The 16938-nt window shown below is 38.4% G+C and carries 16 protein-coding genes; 8 read left to right on the top strand and 8 right to left on the bottom strand.

The genetic code is table 11. The annotated features are described in order from the left end of the window. Positions 1-4 precede the first annotated feature (4 nt). From B4B65_RS09695 to B4B65_RS09685, 3 genes are all read right to left on the bottom strand, one after another. Complete coding sequence (locus B4B65_RS09695; RefSeq protein WP_293915447.1) at positions 5-1384, bottom strand: leucyl aminopeptidase family protein; 1380 nt, start codon at positions 1382-1384, stop codon at positions 5-7. Further along, on the bottom strand, positions 1377-2504 hold the full coding sequence (locus B4B65_RS09690) for an alpha/beta hydrolase-fold protein (protein WP_293915445.1): 1128 nt from the start codon (positions 2502-2504) through the stop codon (positions 1377-1379). The genes B4B65_RS09695 and B4B65_RS09690 overlap by 8 nt, the downstream gene beginning before the upstream one ends. Before the next feature lie 531 nt (positions 2505-3035). Next, positions 3036-3695, bottom strand: a complete 660-nt coding sequence (locus B4B65_RS09685; protein WP_293915443.1) for a murein L,D-transpeptidase catalytic domain-containing protein — start codon at positions 3693-3695, stop codon at positions 3036-3038. 187 nt (positions 3696-3882) lie between these two features. Between B4B65_RS09685 and B4B65_RS09680 the strand changes: the two genes are divergently transcribed. The 5 genes from B4B65_RS09680 (at position 3883) to B4B65_RS09660 (ending at position 9042) form a co-directional block, all read left to right on the top strand. Beyond that, positions 3883-4983, top strand: a complete 1101-nt coding sequence (locus B4B65_RS09680; protein WP_293915441.1) for a serine hydrolase domain-containing protein — start codon at positions 3883-3885, stop codon at positions 4981-4983. A gap of 108 nt (positions 4984-5091) precedes the next feature. Then, positions 5092-6069, top strand: coding sequence for a hypothetical protein (locus tag B4B65_RS09675; protein WP_293915439.1), 978 nt, complete (start codon positions 5092-5094; stop codon positions 6067-6069). Positions 6070-6206: 137 nt separating this feature from the next. Then, the gene (locus tag B4B65_RS09670) at positions 6207-7838 is read left to right on the top strand and encodes an ABC-F family ATP-binding cassette domain-containing protein (protein ID WP_293915437.1); all 1632 of its coding nucleotides are present in this window, start codon (positions 6207-6209) and stop codon (positions 7836-7838) included. A gap of 188 nt (positions 7839-8026) precedes the next feature. Continuing rightward, positions 8027-8416 carry a hypothetical protein gene (locus B4B65_RS09665; protein WP_293915435.1) on the top strand — a complete coding sequence of 130 codons (390 nt, stop codon included), beginning with the start codon at positions 8027-8029 and terminating at the stop codon, positions 8414-8416. 161 nt (positions 8417-8577) lie between these two features. Beyond that, entirely contained in the window at positions 8578-9042 is a 465-nt protein-coding gene (locus B4B65_RS09660; RefSeq protein WP_201678857.1) for a response regulator, read from the top strand. A gap of 19 nt (positions 9043-9061) precedes the next feature. Here B4B65_RS09660 and B4B65_RS09655 read toward each other — a convergent pair whose 3' ends face one another. The 4 genes from B4B65_RS09655 to B4B65_RS09640 all read right to left on the bottom strand — a co-directional run bounded on the left by B4B65_RS09655 (position 9062) and on the right by B4B65_RS09640 (position 13965). Next, positions 9062-10147 carry a sensor histidine kinase gene (locus B4B65_RS09655; protein ID WP_293915433.1) on the bottom strand — a complete coding sequence of 362 codons (1086 nt, stop codon included), beginning with the start codon at positions 10145-10147 and terminating at the stop codon, positions 9062-9064. Between the two features lie 82 nt (positions 10148-10229). Next, complete coding sequence (locus B4B65_RS09650) at positions 10230-12380, bottom strand: sensor histidine kinase (RefSeq protein WP_293915431.1); 2151 nt, start codon at positions 12378-12380, stop codon at positions 10230-10232. A gap of 10 nt (positions 12381-12390) precedes the next feature. Beyond that, the gene (locus B4B65_RS09645) at positions 12391-13155 is read right to left on the bottom strand and encodes a methyltransferase domain-containing protein (protein ID WP_293915429.1); all 765 of its coding nucleotides are present in this window, start codon (positions 13153-13155) and stop codon (positions 12391-12393) included. After that, positions 13156-13965 carry a hypothetical protein gene (locus B4B65_RS09640; protein WP_293915427.1) on the bottom strand — a complete coding sequence of 270 codons (810 nt, stop codon included), beginning with the start codon at positions 13963-13965 and terminating at the stop codon, positions 13156-13158. A gap of 260 nt (positions 13966-14225) precedes the next feature. On the opposite strand from B4B65_RS09640, the gene B4B65_RS09635 reads away from it, so the two are divergent. Then, on the top strand, positions 14226-14474 hold the full coding sequence (locus B4B65_RS09635; RefSeq protein ID WP_201678852.1) for a redox-active disulfide protein 2: 249 nt from the start codon (positions 14226-14228) through the stop codon (positions 14472-14474). Between the two features lie 115 nt (positions 14475-14589). Here the strand turns inward: B4B65_RS09635 and B4B65_RS09630 are convergent, their stop codons facing one another. Next, positions 14590-15198: a GrpB family protein gene (locus B4B65_RS09630; RefSeq protein ID WP_293915425.1), complete on the bottom strand. Its 609-nt coding sequence runs from the start codon at positions 15196-15198 to the stop codon at positions 14590-14592. A gap of 317 nt (positions 15199-15515) precedes the next feature. Here B4B65_RS09630 and B4B65_RS09625 point away from each other — a divergent pair, with 317 nt between their 5' ends. Both B4B65_RS09625 and B4B65_RS09620 read left to right on the top strand, forming a co-directional pair. Then, entirely contained in the window at positions 15516-16034 is a 519-nt protein-coding gene (locus tag B4B65_RS09625; protein ID WP_293915423.1) for a hypothetical protein, read from the top strand. Positions 16035-16059: 25 nt separating this feature from the next. Continuing rightward, entirely contained in the window at positions 16060-16878 is an 819-nt protein-coding gene (locus B4B65_RS09620) for a hypothetical protein (RefSeq protein WP_293915421.1), read from the top strand. The last annotated feature ends 60 nt before the right edge of the window (positions 16879-16938 follow it).

Raw genomic sequence — 16938 nt, 5'->3', positions numbered from 1 at the left:
AGGTTTATAAGTTTTCCATAAAATCCAGTAATAGACGCACACCATATCCTGTGGCCGCTTTCTCTTTAGCATAGCCCACATTTCCGAAGCACATTGCTGCTATATCCAGATGTGCCCATCTGGGATGCTCATTAATAAAATGTTTCAGAAAGGTGGCGGCTACAATACAGTCGCCAACAGGTTTAAGGGATATATTTTTAAGATCAGCTACATCTGATTGAATCTCCTCTTCCCAATCTTCCCACAAGGGTAAATTCCAAAGACGCTGACCGGTTTTCTGTCCGGACCTGAGCAGTTGATCCTGTAATGTTTGATCGTTTGAAAAAAGAGCTCCGCATGTACTGCCAAACATTCTTACCGCACTACCCGTAAGTGTTGCCAGATCGATCAGATAATCCGTATTATAATTTTTTGACAGATAACTCAGTCCGTCAGCAAGTGTCAGGCGCCCTTCGGCATCTGTATCCAGGATCTCTATAGTCTTTCCGTTATAAGCAGTCACTACATCACTTGGCAGGTAAGAATGATTGGAGACCGCATTATCCGTTATTGGTAGTATGGCTATAATATCAACCGGAAATTTCATCTTAGCCGCAGCAATGAGAACTCCAAGTACAGCCGTAGCACCTCCCATATCACTTTTCATATAATGAAGATTTGCAGAAGGTTTGATAGAGATTCCTCCCGTATCAAATAAGACACACTTTCCGACCAACCCTAAGACAGGAGCTTCCTCTGTGCCACACCTGTATTCCAAAATAGTAAAAGATGCTTCCTGACCGCTTCCCTGATTAACAGCCAGAAAAGCACCAAGACCATGAATTTCACTATCCTGTCTGTCAAATGAGGTATACTGTAAATTATATTCCTGCGATTTCTCCTTCAAAAAAGCATTCAGCACAGTTGTTCGTTTAAAGTTAGCCGGCTTGTTTAACCAGTCCATACAGATAAACTGCCCCTCACAGATGGCTTTTATTTTAGCCAGGCCGGCCTTTTGATCATCCAATCCCTCCCACTGAAACTTATCATCCCATATCGGATGCTGCGCTTCAAAAGGATATTGATAAGTTCCCAGATAGAACCCGAGCAATATGTTCTCCAGACCTGTTATATCCAGTACGTCATGATGCAGATAGGTAGAAGCGGGCAATAGTTTTTCTCTGTTGTCGCAGGAGAATTTATGACCGATGTCTACCAGTACACTTTCAGAGCAGGAAGAATTGCCGATTCCCAGAAAAAAAGTCACCTCCTTTTCTGAAGCTATCACGAAACTTTCACTTTTCCTGCCCGAAAAGAACTTATCCATAGCATCGGGATAGGCAGACTTGTGTGCTATCCATGAAGCTTCGGAATAGATATAGATATGTTGAATCATCTCAGACATTTTCCTTTTCTTTAGTATATCTTTTCTTTCTCTCTATCGGATTTTCCAGTTTATCAAAAAACAGCCATTCCAATGCCTGTGGAAATTCCTGAGACCAGTAAAACTCTTCATGTTTTCCTTCCGGATGTATACTGGTTTTCACATCAAATTCTATTGATTTACTCTCTTCCCATCGGCTCATAGCAGTTTTAAACAGCTTAATGCGCTTGACCATATCAGATCCTTCCAGTTCGCCACCATAGACATATACTTTGGTATAATAAGGTTGATGGAAGCTGAGCATCGGAAAGTTATTATTGGGATTCAGCCACAATGATGGTGAAAACAACATCAGCTTCGAATAGACTTCCGGATATAGAAAACCACCATAAATACTGATAAGTGCGCCCAAAGAGCTACCTCCTATTCCGGTATGTTCCCGGTCTGGCAGCGTCCGGAAATGTTGATCAACATAAGACTTCAGTGTATCTGTTATAAATCGGATATATTTCTTACCCTCCGCTTTCACGGCATACTTATTATCATCTTCAAATACATATTCCTGTATACGAAATTCACTACCGTGTTCTACTGCAATAATGATGATATCACCAATTCCGTATTCGGCAAGTAGTGAAAGTTTTCTATCGATCTCCCAGTTACCGAACGGACTTTCTTCATTAAACAGATTTTGAGCATCCTGCAGATAAAGAACAGGATAACTTTTTTCTGTTGTTTCATAGTCATAAGGAAGCAGAGCCCATACTTTACGGGTTTTATTCAGTTGAGGAATGTAAAAGTTTTCGGAGATCAGCTCTATTTTGGGAAAATATTCTTCTTTAAACGGAGCCCAGTTGAGACGCCAGTCTTCCACAATATCTTCAACGACCTTTGCCTCCTTATTCACTTTCCTGTTAGGTGTGAATTGTGCATCACTATCGATTTCTACATTTTCCCAGCCGCCTTTGGTAAATTTATATTCTATTTCGGATGGCAAGTTTTCGTCATTAATATCTATACAGTATCCTTCCTCAGTCTCCTGAAGACTAAAGCGCTTGTCCCTGGGATTCCAGTTATTGAAATTGCCCGTGATGAATACAGTTCTTTCATCGTTATGTTCTGTTTTCAGAAAAAACTTCATTGAAATCTTTTTATAAATGGAGTTAATTGTTTTAATAGTTATGCGTATCTATGTCAAACTATTGATTGACATATTCTACATCTTACAAAAGTTTATAATGCATTTACTGCAAAAATCTGCTTAAGCAATTGCGGCAAAAACAACAAAACATTGTTAGTTAGCGTGTTAAAAAAAACTAAATAAAATAACTAAATAATGATTATAGCTAGTGTGTGAATAAAGTAAGGTATATAACCCGTTATTAGTTAGTTTAAAATATTGATAATTATATAATTAAAGAATTTACAATATAAGTTCCTTAAAGGAATATTAATCATCATTATAAATATATACAATTAATGATATTGTTTCAAGCGTAATGTAATAATATTTCAATATTTGTCGTTCCAACACTACATTGCACGAATTAAGACATCATTAAGGGAGTATGAATTAATATTCAAGACAGGTTTGGCAACTTCGTAAGTTGGCTGAAGAGCAACCTTTTAACCGGTTGAGGAAAGCTTATTCCAGGAGAGATAATTAGCCTTATTAGTTATAAATCCACATCAGGACCGGTTTCTTTGCACCTCTCAATCTGGCATCAATAATTTTCATAGCCTTGTTCGAGACCGTAGGGCAGCCCCAACCTTCTGGACTCCCCTGCGGAAAGGTCTCTTCATCACTCATTTTTTCCCACGAATGAAATACAATTATTCTCTTTAATGCATTATCATTGGTTTTTTCAAGACCGTGCAAGATATATTTTATATTTATTCCCCAATTGCTGTACCCTCTTGCCCCGATTTTATACTTACCAAGGGAAGAAAGATGGCTTCCGTCCTTGTTGCTAAACTCTGCCTTATCTTTGGATTCATCGGAAGACCAGTTATGAAGTCCGCAACCGTGTCCGACCAGATATTCTTCCAGGATTCTCTTATTCTTAAAATCCCAGATAAAGAACCTGTTAATACCGGAATGGAGTTTCATATCAATAAGAATACAAAAGTCCGTACTGAATTTCTTCTGCTTACAAAAGGTCAGCGCTTCCTCAGCCTTTTCCTGCAACTTTACAGAATCAACTGTAGGCCTTCTATCCTCCGGCATCTGTTTTGCAACCGGAGCTTCTACTTTCCTTTTATCTCCCTCAGCCTGACAATTAATGATCGTCAGCGAAACAAGCAAAACCAAACCGGCAACTTTAATATTCATAATCAGAATTTTCTTTATACTTACAATATACTTCTTTATACTTACAATATACATTATTTTAAAGACATTTAACCGTTCACTCCATCTACGCTTCAATTCTGCAGAAAAAAAACTGCTTACCATCAGGAAATATAAATATGCTGTTGTTCGAAAATTCACCTTATATTTAATCTGTTTACTGAAGATTATGAAAGATTTAAAAAACAGCAATACAGCAACGTATATGTGGCAATATGCCAGAATAGTATTGGTTTTACTCATCATATTGGTTAAAAACACGGCTTCCTATGCCCAAACAGACTCCTCCGTTTTTAACAATAAAAAATTAGTTGAAAAGTGGATAAAAGATAATAAAGTTCCAGTCCTGGGTCTGGGTATAATTGAAAATGGAGTACTTCAACAGGCAACAGTATACGGTGATCTCAAAGAAGGGGTCGTTGCACCGAAAAACACAATTTTCAATGTTGCTTCCCTGACAAAGCCGGTAACTGCCATCGTAGCATTAAAATTAGTGAGTCAGGGTAAATGGGATCTGGATGAGCCACTCTATACCTACTGGACAGATCCTGATATTGCCCATGATCCCAGAAACAAAAAACTTACTACACGACACGTACTGAGCCATCAGACTGGTTTCCCGAATTGGCGTTGGGAGAACGAAAATGAGAAACTCGGATTCCAATTCGATCCGGGAACAAAATATCAGTATTCAGGTGAAGGTTTTGAATATCTGCGAAAAGCTTTGGAAAAAAAGTTCAGAAAATCATTGCAACAATTAGCAGATGGACTTGTATTTAAACCGGTAAAAATGTCGGATACACAATATATCTGGAACAAAAGTTTAGACAGTACAAGGTTAGCTCCAGGCTATAACGAAAAGGGTGAAAGTTATCCGGTAGTAAAGAATACTACGCCCAATGCAGCAGATGATTTAATGACAACTATAGAAGATTATGGTAAATTTATGATCAGTGTTATGAATGGTGAAGGACTAACGAAAAAAGTATTTGATGAAATGATTTCCAGACAGGTATCGACTACAAGAGGAAAACACTTTGGTCTTGGATTTGAAATTTACGATTTTAAAGATAGCACCTACGCGCTATCGCATGGCGGGTCAGACAAAGGGGTACGGACAATTGTATTTATGCTTCCGGAAATAAAACAAGGCATATTGATTTTCACAAATTCGGATAATGGTGTAAACCTGTATGTGGATTTATTACAGTATTACTTAAAGGAAAAAGGTCGTGAAATAGTGGATATTGAAACCAAGAATACGCTTTAAAACCTATTAAAATAATTATACAGCGACATTTCCGATAAGAGATGTCGCTTACTTTTTGTAGATTGGCAACATATTTAGCTCTATACCTAGCAAAAACACCTATTTTTTATGAAAAGCAAGAGTGAACTCAGACACATTCTCAAAGCCTGTACAGATGATATTCTTATTCCGTTAGATTTCCACGACAACCTTGTTCCTGCCATTACAGGATTATCTCAACAGTTATTTGATAGTGTTGAGATCAATGGCGATAATGAGTCCTTAAGGGAACATTATGGAACAGAATCCGGAAATGCCATAGGACCATTATGGGCTGCATTATGCAGCAAAGAAGTTTTGAGAACGCAACGTTTTATAAAAGGATTATATCAGGCCATTCACACCTGTCTGAAAGAGCGTCAAACTCCTGTACATATCTTATATGCCGGGACTGGTCCTTTTGCGACATTGGCGATCCCAGTGATGACGCAGTTTCTTCCTGAAGAAATCCAGTTTACTTTACTGGAGATCAACCCGATCAGCTTTGAAAAGATGCAAAAATGTATTACCCATTTTGGATTCGAATCTTATGTGCGTGCTTATCACTGTTGTGATGCCAGTACCTGGAAAGCTGAAGACAAACAGGTAGATATTTTAATCAGTGAGACCATGCACAATGGTCTATATCGTGAACCACAGGTAAGTATTATGCTTAATCTCCTATCTCAGCTACCTTCTGACTGCATATGTATTCCGCAACAGATTTGTGTAGATCTGGTGGTCAAGGAAAATTTTTCAAAAGCCACAGAAACGATTTCTTCTCTGATGTCATTTGACAGAAAGTATATTGATCAGGTTCTTCATATGTCGTCCTCCCCTGCTTGGCAATTTACGAATACAACAGTGCAAATTCCTGAAAACCCCAACCTCCAATTCTATCTCGATACAACTATTCAGGTTTATGAAGATCAGCATTTGAGATTAAATGACTGCAGTCTGAATCTATTGCGAAAATTTAATGTGCCGGAGGTCTATCGGGGTCAAAAAATAGAAATTCAATATCAGGTAAGTCAGATTCCCTCTTTCCTGATCAGAGAAGACAATTAAGTCATTCTGCAGATCAGGAACTGTAAAAAGCAAATGTGCCGCACAATTCTCGATATTATGTCTGAAACTACTGGCTTTAACGCAGCAAACTCATCTTATTCTCTTATCTTTGCGGCTGATTTTAATACGAGCATATAGTGATCAATGTAAATAATATCTCCGTATCTTTTGGAGGAACAACACTTTTCAGCGATGTATCCTTTTCTATCAATGAAAATGATAAGATCGCCCTTATGGGAAAAAACGGAGCAGGTAAATCCACCTTATTAAAAATAATAGCTGGTGTAGGAAAACCTACTACAGGTAATGTGAGCGGCCCCAAAGATGCCGTAATTGCCTACCTCCCTCAACACTTGCTGACGCAGGATAATATGACCGTATTCGAAGAGACATCAAAAGCCTTTGAAGAAGTCTACAGCATGCGGGATGAACTGGAAACACTCAACGAACAATTGAATATCCGGACAGATTATGAAACGGACGATTATATGAAACTGATCGAACGGGTCTCTGAATTAAGCGAAAAGTTCTATTCGATCGAAGAAACCAACTACGATGCTGAAGTTGAAAAAGTGCTGAAAGGACTTGGATTTGAGCGTACAGATTTCACCCGTCAGACTTCAGAGTTCTCCGGAGGATGGCGTATGCGTATAGAGCTGGCCAAAATTCTTCTGAAAAAGCCGGACCTGATCCTGTTGGATGAGCCGACTAACCACATGGATATTGAAAGTATACAGTGGCTGGAGGACTTTTTGGTTAATTCGGCCAAAGCTGTTATTGTGATCTCCCATGACCGTGCATTCGTTGATAATATAACCAACCGTACCATAGAAGTCACTATGGGCAAAATATACGATTACAAGGCTAAATACAGCCATTATCTGGAATTACGTAAGGACCGCCGTCTGCATCAGTTGAAAGCATACGAAGAGCAACAACGTTTTATTGCCGATAATCAGGAATTTATTGATCGCTTCAGAGGTACTTATTCCAAGACGCTACAGGTACAGTCCCGGGTCAAAATGCTGGAGAAATTAGAAATCATTGAAATTGATGAAGTGGATACATCTGCTTTACGGCTGAAATTCCCGCCATCACCCCGATCAGGTCAGTATCCGGTCATTGTGGAAGAGCTCACAAAAGTGTATGGAGATCATACCGTATTCGAGAAAGCATCGATGGTAATCGAAAGGGGTGAAAAAGTAGCCTTCGTCGGTAAAAACGGTGAGGGTAAATCTACCATGATAAAAGCTATCATGGGTGAAATAGACTTTGAAGGAACATTGAAAGTTGGCCACAATGCCAAAATAGGCTATTTTGCACAGAATCAGGCAGCCTTGCTGGATGAGGAGCTGACCGTTTTTGAAACTATTGACCAGATTGCTATCGGTGATGTTCGTGTCAAAATAAAGGATCTGCTGGGTGCATTTATGTTTAGCGGTGACGATACTACTAAAAAAGTGAAAGTCCTCTCTGGTGGTGAGAAAACACGTCTGGCCATGATCAAATTATTACTGGAACCGGTGAATGTATTGATACTCGATGAGCCGACCAACCATCTTGATATGAAGACAAAAGATATTATTAAGGATGCTTTACAGGATTTCGATGGTACATTGATACTTGTATCGCATGATCGTGACTTCCTGGATGGATTGGCAAAAAAAGTTTTTGAATTTGGCAATAAGCGTGTTCGGGAGCATTTTGAAGATATCAAAGGCTTCCTGGAATATAAGAAAATGAATAGCCTGAAAGATATAGAAAAATAAGAGCCAGGATATGCCGAATAAAATGCCCGGAGTTATAGTACTTCGGGCATTTTTTTTATTGGGGCAAAAAAGTCATAGGGTTGATCAAGAGGAGTCTGAAAAATTAATCTAAATCAGCTAATGACATCAAGAATATTATCTGTTCTTTTCCATATCTTTACATAACAAGCATACCTGCAATATTAATTATGAAAAACATACTAATCTCTCTTACACTTATCTGCGTTTTACTTTTCACATCTGCCACCGCTGAAAATAAAACACGGTTTACGGGTTGTGAAATGGCTTCCACGTATGCAGAGCTGGCTTTTATGACCTTCAAAAAAGCCTATCAGTCTACTTCCATTGAAAATGCCAAACCTTTGTTAAAAGACGGAGTCGCCAAAGCGGCAGAGGCATCGGCATATGCGATTATACCATCCTGTAACTGTGCCAATGCAAAAAATTATGCGCTTAATGCAGTTACTTTTGGCAATAAAGCACTTAAAGAATCTGATCTGGAAGGCATGAAAAAATGGGCTAAAAAAGCGATGGATATGTCACTGGATGTGTTAACAGCGACACCGAACTGTAAGTAATATCTCCCACAGTCAAGCTCAAAAGTCCGCATTTGAATGAATAAGATAGAATAAACGTTTGTAAAGATTCCTTCATATTCATCAGCTTCTCTTTGATTATTGAAATAGTTTTTTTTAATTTGGCGAATTGAGTGATTTATCAGTCTAAAAAGCGAAAAATAATGGAAAACAAGAAGATTGCGGTATTATACGTGGATGATGAGGAGAATAATTTGCTTTCCTTTAAGGCGACTTTTCGTCTCAAATATGACGTCTATACGGCTATAAGCGGTGCAGCTGCCATAGAAATTGTTAAAAAAAATCCTGTCAATGTTATTATTACCGATCAGCGTATGCCCGAAATGACAGGAGTTGAATTTTTAGAAGAGATTATCAAACTTGATCCGCATCCTATGCGAATCCTGCTGACGGGCTATACCGATATGGCAGCAGTCATAGACGCAGTCAATAAAGGAAAAATATTTCATTATCTGAATAAACCCTGGAGTGAAGAAGAGCTGGATCAAACAATAATACGTGCTTTTGAAGCTTATAATGAAAGGGAGAAAATAATAGAGACAAATTCACAGCTGGAAACTTCCAACGAACAACTGGAATTTCTTCTGCGTCAAAAATTGCTTTCCTGACAAGTCATACGAAGACACATTACTTGCTCGGAATGATAACCTTAAATGTCGTTCCGGTGCCAAGTTCTGACTGTACATCAATTATACCCTTTAATTTCAGCAGGGCATTCTGTACATTATAGAGACCAAATCCCATTCCTTTTGCCTGATCACTACCTCTGAAAAATAATTTGAATATATCGTTGATATGTTCGGAAGAGATTCCGATCCCGTTATCCACAACGGTAATGGTTGCCTCTGTTTCTGTTACGTCAACAGATAAATTCACCACCTTATTCTCTACTTCCTTGCGCTGATACTTGAAAGCATTTGATAACAGATTGTGCAGAATCAGTTCCAGAATAGCTTTGTCACTTTTGAATACATGGGCTTGCTCTACGGTGATTTTAAACGCAACTTCTTTATTCTGGGTATACATTTTATAGAATTGGGCTATATTTCCGAATAATTCCTTAAAATCTATATCCGATAAAAACAGCTCTCCTCTTCTTAGCAGATAATAGTCACGTAAGCTGTCAATATAGGCATCCAGACTAATCAGGGAATCATCCATCAGTCCCAACAGCTCGTGAATACGCTCGATACTGTCAAACTCTGAAGCAAGTCTCACCGCTGATAATACCCCTGTCAGCGGATCACGGAGGTCATGGCTCACGCTGTAAGCAAACTTATCCAGTTCGTCATAAGCCTTCTGCAGTTCTTCATTCTTGATCTCCAGCATCGAATTGGCGATATAAAACTTATCCGCCTCTTCCACTGCAGAGATAATATCTTCCTCTACCCACGGTTTACGCACAAACCTGAAAATATGTCCCTTATTCACCGCATCTATCACTGTATTCATATCAGCGTAGGCAGTCAATAAAATACGAATAGGCTTAGGAAAATCTTTCTTTATACTGTGTAAGAAGTCCACACCCAGTTCTTCCGGCATACGCTGATCACAAAAGATAATACGTATATCAGGATTGGCAAGAAGTATCTCCCGTGCTTCTGTCGTATTTGATGCTGTGAGAACAGTATAATTATATCTGAAATTAGCTTTAAAGCCAATCAGATTGTTCACCTCATCATCAATATATAATATTACGAGCTCTCTTTGCATAATTATCTATTATGGTATTTCATCAACAACCCTATGAGCGAAGTTAATGATAATTTATCGGACATTTAGGTTTACTTTTTAATCAAATATTCTGTTGGATCGGAAGAATCAAAGTAAAGATTGTTCCCTCTCCGACTTCGGATTCGACAAGGATCTTACCGTGATGTTTAGCAATTGTATTGTAGGCTATTGACATTCCCAATCCGGTACCTTCACCCACATCTTTAGTTGTAAAGAATGGTTCGAAGATTTTTTCCCGGATTTCTTCTGGAATACCTATGCCATTATCAGCTATTTTTATGTAAATAAAGGATTCGTCGTCATATATACCGGTCTCAATCTTTAACTTCCCTCCTGCCTTATTATCAAATTTCTTGTTAATTGCATAAATCGCATTTGTCAGAATATTTAGAAATACCTGATTGAGCTTACCGGCATGACATTCAATTTTTGGCAAATCACCGTAGTTATTTTCGACTTCAACACCTTCTCTTACCAGACTATTGAGAATCACCATCGTAGATTCCAAACCTTCGTTTATATCGGCAAATTTGAGTGTATCTTCATCTACACGTGAGAATATACGCAGGCTTTTTACAATCTCAGCTGTACGGTGCGCACCATCATGCATACCTTTCAGTAGAAAATCAACTTCTGTTTTCAGATAATCTACATCTAATTCCTGTTTATAGGCTTTGATCCTTGCCTGTTTTTCACTATTGCTCAGCTCATCTGACAACGCCAGACGTTCAACTTCCTCTACCATCTCCCAGATCATCCGGATGTCGCGCTTCAGCGGTGCCACGTTAGAAGTTACAAAATTGATCGGATTATTGATCTCATGAGCGACCCCAGCCGTAAGCTGCCCTAAGGAAGCCATTTTTTCAGCTTCTACCAGTTGTGACTGTGTCTCTTTCAGATGGGTCAATGTTGTCTGCAAAGATTCGTTGGATTCGGTCAATTCCAGTGTACGTTCTTCTACTTTCTGTTCCAACACTATATTCTGTTCCCGGATCAGGCGCTCGTTCTCCAAAGAAATAGCCAATTCCCTTGCCTGAGATACTTCCTTTTCTTCTTTCAGGATATTAATACTGTAAGCCAAACCAAATGAAAGGAGAGCCATCTCTATGACGGAAGCTAATTGTACAGCATTACTTGTAAAATTATCATATTCAAGTAAACCATAGTCTTTTAAAAGAAAAACGACTGATCCCAAAAGGAGAATCGTCCATCCAAACACAAAATATCTTGCCGGACGGAAACCATTGATCATGACGCGATAAGAAATATAAAGCACGTACAAAGATGCTACCCCTGTAACGAGTTGCATACAGAGAAATGCCTGTTGCTCCCATCCGAAGATCACCATAAACAAGCTTATCGTGAAAAGGATAATAAATACACAGAAAAAGCGCCTTGCATGCGGAGCATTCTTCTTCAACTGAAGAAAAGTATAGGCAAACAGTAACGCACTCAGCCCGGACAGACATCCGAAAATAATAGGTCCTTTTGTTGCAAAAGACGGCCAGTCTGGCCATAAATATTGAAAGCTGTACCCTTTTATACCCATTTGCGTGATTCCGGCAGAAACGACATAGAGTACATAGTAGAGATAATCTCTTTCCCGAACGGAAAAGAAAAGAAACAGGTTATATATCGCCATAATAAAGACAATACCGATATAAATACCACTTACCAGGTTATCTCTGTTTACCTGTGCTACAAAGCCAAGCTCATTACTGATGTGTACAGGTAAGATAATCTGCTCTGTACTATTGATCCGCAGGTAAAAGACCTTCGAACTGTTTTCCGGAAGATGAATATCAAATACATAATTCGGTATCTTATATTGTCGTTTTGAAAATATAAGATGCTCCCCCAGTTTGATAGAATGATATTCACCTGAATCAGAAGGTACGAACAACTCGACCTCATCCAGTAAAGGATAAGCGATTTCAAGTAGAAGATCTGCTGCATGACCTTGATTTGTAACCGGAAGCCGCAACCAGATATCAGATGAAGAAATACCCAGATTAGGCACCTCGCTGTTTAATGCTGTAAAATCTTTAGAAGCCCGGATCTCCGCAAAGGAGACCCCATCTTTGCCCATATAGCGTTCGAGACTCTTTCCAACAGTTAGCCTATGGGTAGCATCATTAATGATGACCTCAGCATAAGATTGAAAATTGCCGGCAAATACAAAGAAAGATAACAGGATAATCCACAGCCTCATCTCAGTTGCTTTATTTTACAGCTTTAGTTATAACAAGGTTCATGGAAACCGTAAAATAACCGTTATTATCGGCAGCTAATAAGCTATTTATAAAATCTTCCGATTCTTCTTTTGTCAATACAGTTTTGTCTACCATTTCAGCCAGTATAAGATCCAGAAATACGTAGCGGTTGGCTTCTTCCTTTGTACGGACAACCATGCAAAAAGTATCCAGCTGGATATTTCTGAAACCGTTTGCATTCAGATCCGCTGTCAGTTTATTTCCTGCCCATCCGTTATTTACTTTTTGTCCGGTCAGATAATTACGGATCTTCTGTTCTGTTGCGATATGCGCTGTGTAAAAATTAAGACTGTCCCATATGGTTTCTACAACAACAAAAGGATGGTCAGCTTTCAAAACACGGTATACTTCCTTAAATGTGGCTTCCGGTTCTGTTAAATGCTGAACAACACGCTCCATACGTATTCCTGCAACACTATTATCTTCAAAATCAAGCTTATCTACCCCACCCTGAACAAAATCAATGTTTTTTCTTTCACCTACGGTAGTTCTGGCATGTCCGATCATAGCCTGATCATGGTCAATACCAATAACCTTGCCCTTCTCTCCTACCATATCCGCTATGTTGATAGCGTCCATACCGGTGCCACAGCCCAAATCTAAAATCACACCCTGCGGAAGATTTGCAAAAGGCGTATATGAATGAATTTTTAACTGTTTAAGAAAATCGCCCGTATCCATCAAATAACCGGCACCATAGTGTTTATTATCCATTTATAATATATTTAAATTTCGATCATCCAGTTTATAGTCATTTGGGGCATACTTCAGGTTGTTAATTACCTGTTGCAGATCCCACTGATCCAGATTTGGAATATCAATCTGATAGTGGATTTCAATCTCCTTATTGCGGAGAGTCTCCACACGAACAATATTCGAATTCCCGCGAAGCGATAAAATAGCATCTTTATTTTCCTGATCCGCCTCTGTCAGTGTATCCAGATTTCTCATAATCATCACTGTTGCCAGAAGATCCAGCTTCGGATAATAAAAAGTTCCGTTGTTACCCACCGTTGTATCTATACGATATCCCACACTTTCGGCAAGTTTCACCGTATATGGAGCACAAAGCGCAAATAAGGATTTGATCCCAACCTGCGTACTGATCGCCGCACCTGCTCTTGTCAGGAAGATACTTCCAATTCCATATCCTGCAATTTCCCGGGAATTCCACAAACCACAGCCTTCTCCTGTTCCCTGTTTTGCATATTGATGCACAAGACCATATACACTTGCATCCATTGCTCCTGTTGCCTGCTCTATCGGAAGCGGTTCGCTACCACCCGCTACATGAATGCGGACACCGCCATACACCCTCTCTCCATCTAATGATTCGACAATCAAAACGAAAGCAGCAGGATTGTACATCCAGTCGTTTTTAGAAGATGTAACCTTCTTTACACCTATAGCGGTCAGGACATGAGCATGCCCTTCTATAAAACGTTCACAGGTCTGTGGATCATCAATAGCACGAAATGCTCGCAATCTCACTACCGGACGTCCATCGTTAAATACTAATGCCACGGAAATGTTATAAAAATATTCAATTGAAACACAAAACTAATCAATAAATACTAAAGCTGTTACTGTTCCGAAAAATAATATGATGGTATATTCTATTTCTGTAATACTGCTTTTTATTACTCCAGTGTGAGGTACTGAATTTGACATGCAAAATCCGAAAAACATTCTCAAACCAGCAGTAAATATGCATCTGTTCTACAGAACCGCCTAAACTTATGTATATTTGAGAGTGAACTAATACAATTACCCTATATCAATCTATGAAAACAGAAAATCTAAAAGAAATGAGCGATGAAGAATTGCTTAAAAAACAAAAACTTACAAGTACAGTAACAGGTATTCTTGCAGGAATGCTGCTTCTGCTTTTGATTTTGGCCACTTACATTTCACTAACGAAAGGATTCAGTGCATTGATCGTTATTCCTATTGCACTGTCGCCGACACTTATGATGAATTTTAAGACCGTCAAAGACATAAAGCAAGAACTGAAATCCAGAGGGCAAGCATAAACTATTTATAAGCAGATAAAAAGCATAACTTAACTAAAGATTATCATTAGATTCTTCATCTGAAATCAGTTCGCTTTATTGTGTATCAGGCGAACTGATATTTTCGTTATTTTACTCACCTTTTTTGACCTTGGGGTGCATTGTACCATTGTACAGCTTTCTGCTCTTCCTGTTTTATGAAAGAGTCTTTAGCCGCATTATAATCATTCCCGTCTATCCATTCTTGTGTACTCAGCTTTTCTTTAAGCACTTGATATTCTTCCCTGACAACTGCATGATTACGCAAATACTCCCTGAATGCGATATGACGATTCCAGTGTTCGGAAGCTAAAGGTAATATATGAATATGGGCAAGACGCCATTTGTGATTGTGTAGCTCCTCAGACACATTGGCTAAAGTGGTAATATGCACAGGCAATCCCAGCTTACCGGGAGATTGATTCAGTTTTACAAAGAATCTTCTATACGGCATATCCGTATTATAATTTTCATAATAGATGTAATCCTTAGCCATCAGCAGCGCAGGAATATTATCCAGGTTTTCAGGATTCTTTAACCCGATCAGAATATCAATGATTGGTTTTGCAGACAAACCTTTCACAGAGGTACTGCCAATATGTTCAATCTGTACATCAAATTCGTTCAAATAAACCTTCAGTTCAGCTTCAAGCGCTTTAAAAGCTGTATCCCACAATGCATTATACTTTTCAAATGTTACTTTCATATGTATATAATTGTCCTTAAAGAAATAATGAAGCAGTCAGATTATACCATCTGCAAATCTAAGATAAAGATTGATTTGAAACTGTCTATTGATAACAGAGATAATGGAAATCGAATACAAAACCTTATAAACAGGGTCCTAAGCCATAGATTGCTGAATACAACATGTTCTGCTGTTCTCCTCGCATTGGTATATAATACAGATTATTAATATATCATGATTACAGGCGAATATTAAATGAAACCGGACAAATTTATGGCGGCTGTTATATTATGCTGTTAAATAACTTATATTTAATTCAATTAAGCATCTATACTATGAAAACGATAGAATTTAATCAACGAAACCTCAAGCAGGTTAAGATATTATTATTACCACTTGCTATTTACATGATCCTGTACTTTTGGCTATTGTCCGGCAATGACCGTGTGATCGAGTGGATTAATCAGTATTCAGGACCTACACTGGGTCTGGCCTTGATCTTTGCTACACCTGTATTTTTACCGTTATTTATAATTCTGGCAAGATTGAAATCTTCAACTACCGTCTCATTTGATGAAAGTAAACTGACCATTCAACTTAAAAACGGAAAGCAGGAGGAAATAAACTATTCGCAGATTCAGGTATTAAAGCTCAATCATCCACTACCTAATACACTGACAGTAATAGGATTAGACAATAAAGTGATTTATACTTTTAGACCCATGAATAACGACACTCCCAATAAAGAGATTCTGGCGGAGTTGTCACGGCATATCAACTTCAGAATAGATCTGTTAGCCCCTGTCAAGTATTTTAAAGTAACATTTGAGTCCAGAATATATACCAGATTATAAATCAGCTATTAACGATAAACGACATATGAATAAATATCTGAAAGGCTGTTTAATTGTTTTCGGCGTTATTCTTCTTATTATCATGCTGATCATCGCCTGGATATGGTGGTCTTTAGAAAACAGGCAGAAGGATGCTGAACGGGACCGTGTAAAAGTGTCTGAGATGTGCGATACAGTAAAAGTGATCACAGAACAACCCACACTGGGATTCATAAAATTTGAACCAAATGAGTTGAAGACACTTAAATTTGAAATTTTAAGAGATGGCAAATTTATAGATGAAAGAACGATCAGGACAGACTTTACAAAAAAGAATGATGATATTTTCTGGAAAGTCAATATCCCATATAAACATTTCTTCAAAACAGACACGATAGTACTGACAACTACTAACAATCTCAAATATTATATATCTGATTACCATCACTATGCCTATCTCCAGTACGGCATGTTCGGTTATCTGGGATCACACGATTGCCGGTTTAGTGAAGATTGCAAGATTAATAACCGCGTTTCAAGCGGTATTATTGATCGGATGGACGGATGGGTAGATGCGGAGAAGGCGAAGCAGATAAGCTATATTGACCCTTCTACGGATGAATTTGACGCCTTTTCGAGAAGTTTACCTGTAAAAAACAGAGACGCTGAAAATATCTTTCAGGATAACAGAGAAAATAAAACCTTATATTCTATGTATTCCTATGGTATAGAAGTAACTCCAAACGGAAGTTACTATGTATTTGCTGAAGAACTGGAAAACCGCAGAGAACATATGGATGTGATCAAGATTAACACTAAAACTGGTGCTTGTAAGCGTTATAAGAACTACCCTTTTGAAAACTAATATATATTAATAAAGCCTGAAAACTTTGGCTTTCAGGCTTTATCATATCAGGGATTCTAC

This window comes from Sphingobacterium sp. UBA5789 (assembly GCF_002418355.1).
Classification (GTDB): Bacteria; Bacteroidota; Bacteroidia; order Sphingobacteriales; family Sphingobacteriaceae; genus Sphingobacterium.
This window is presented reverse-complemented; position numbering and strand designations above follow the sequence as displayed.

Bases quoted from the DNA above. Each gene is read 5' to 3' on its own strand.
- B4B65_RS09695 (WP_293915447.1), bottom strand. From the start codon at position 1,384: ATGTCTGAGATGATTCAACATATCTATATCTATTCCGAAGCTTCATGG.
- B4B65_RS09690 (WP_293915445.1), bottom strand. From the start codon at position 2,504: ATGAAGTTTTTTCTGAAAACAGAACATAACGATGAAAGAACTGTATTC.
- B4B65_RS09685 (WP_293915443.1), bottom strand. From the start codon at position 3,695: ATGAATATTAAAGTTGCCGGTTTGGTTTTGCTTGTTTCGCTGACGATC.
- B4B65_RS09680 (WP_293915441.1), top strand. From the start codon at position 3,883: ATGAAAGATTTAAAAAACAGCAATACAGCAACGTATATGTGGCAATAT.
- B4B65_RS09675 (WP_293915439.1), top strand. From the start codon at position 5,092: ATGAAAAGCAAGAGTGAACTCAGACACATTCTCAAAGCCTGTACAGAT.
- B4B65_RS09665 (WP_293915435.1), top strand. From the start codon at position 8,027: ATGAAAAACATACTAATCTCTCTTACACTTATCTGCGTTTTACTTTTC.
- B4B65_RS09660 (WP_201678857.1), top strand. From the start codon at position 8,578: ATGGAAAACAAGAAGATTGCGGTATTATACGTGGATGATGAGGAGAAT.
- B4B65_RS09655 (WP_293915433.1), bottom strand. From the start codon at position 10,147: ATGCAAAGAGAGCTCGTAATATTATATATTGATGATGAGGTGAACAAT.
- B4B65_RS09650 (WP_293915431.1), bottom strand. From the start codon at position 12,380: ATGAGGCTGTGGATTATCCTGTTATCTTTCTTTGTATTTGCCGGCAAT.
- B4B65_RS09645 (WP_293915429.1), bottom strand. From the start codon at position 13,155: ATGGATAATAAACACTATGGTGCCGGTTATTTGATGGATACGGGCGAT.
- B4B65_RS09635 (WP_201678852.1), top strand. From the start codon at position 14,226: ATGAAAACAGAAAATCTAAAAGAAATGAGCGATGAAGAATTGCTTAAA.
- B4B65_RS09630 (WP_293915425.1), bottom strand. From the start codon at position 15,198: ATGAAAGTAACATTTGAAAAGTATAATGCATTGTGGGATACAGCTTTT.
- B4B65_RS09625 (WP_293915423.1), top strand. From the start codon at position 15,516: ATGAAAACGATAGAATTTAATCAACGAAACCTCAAGCAGGTTAAGATA.
- B4B65_RS09620 (WP_293915421.1), top strand. From the start codon at position 16,060: ATGAATAAATATCTGAAAGGCTGTTTAATTGTTTTCGGCGTTATTCTT.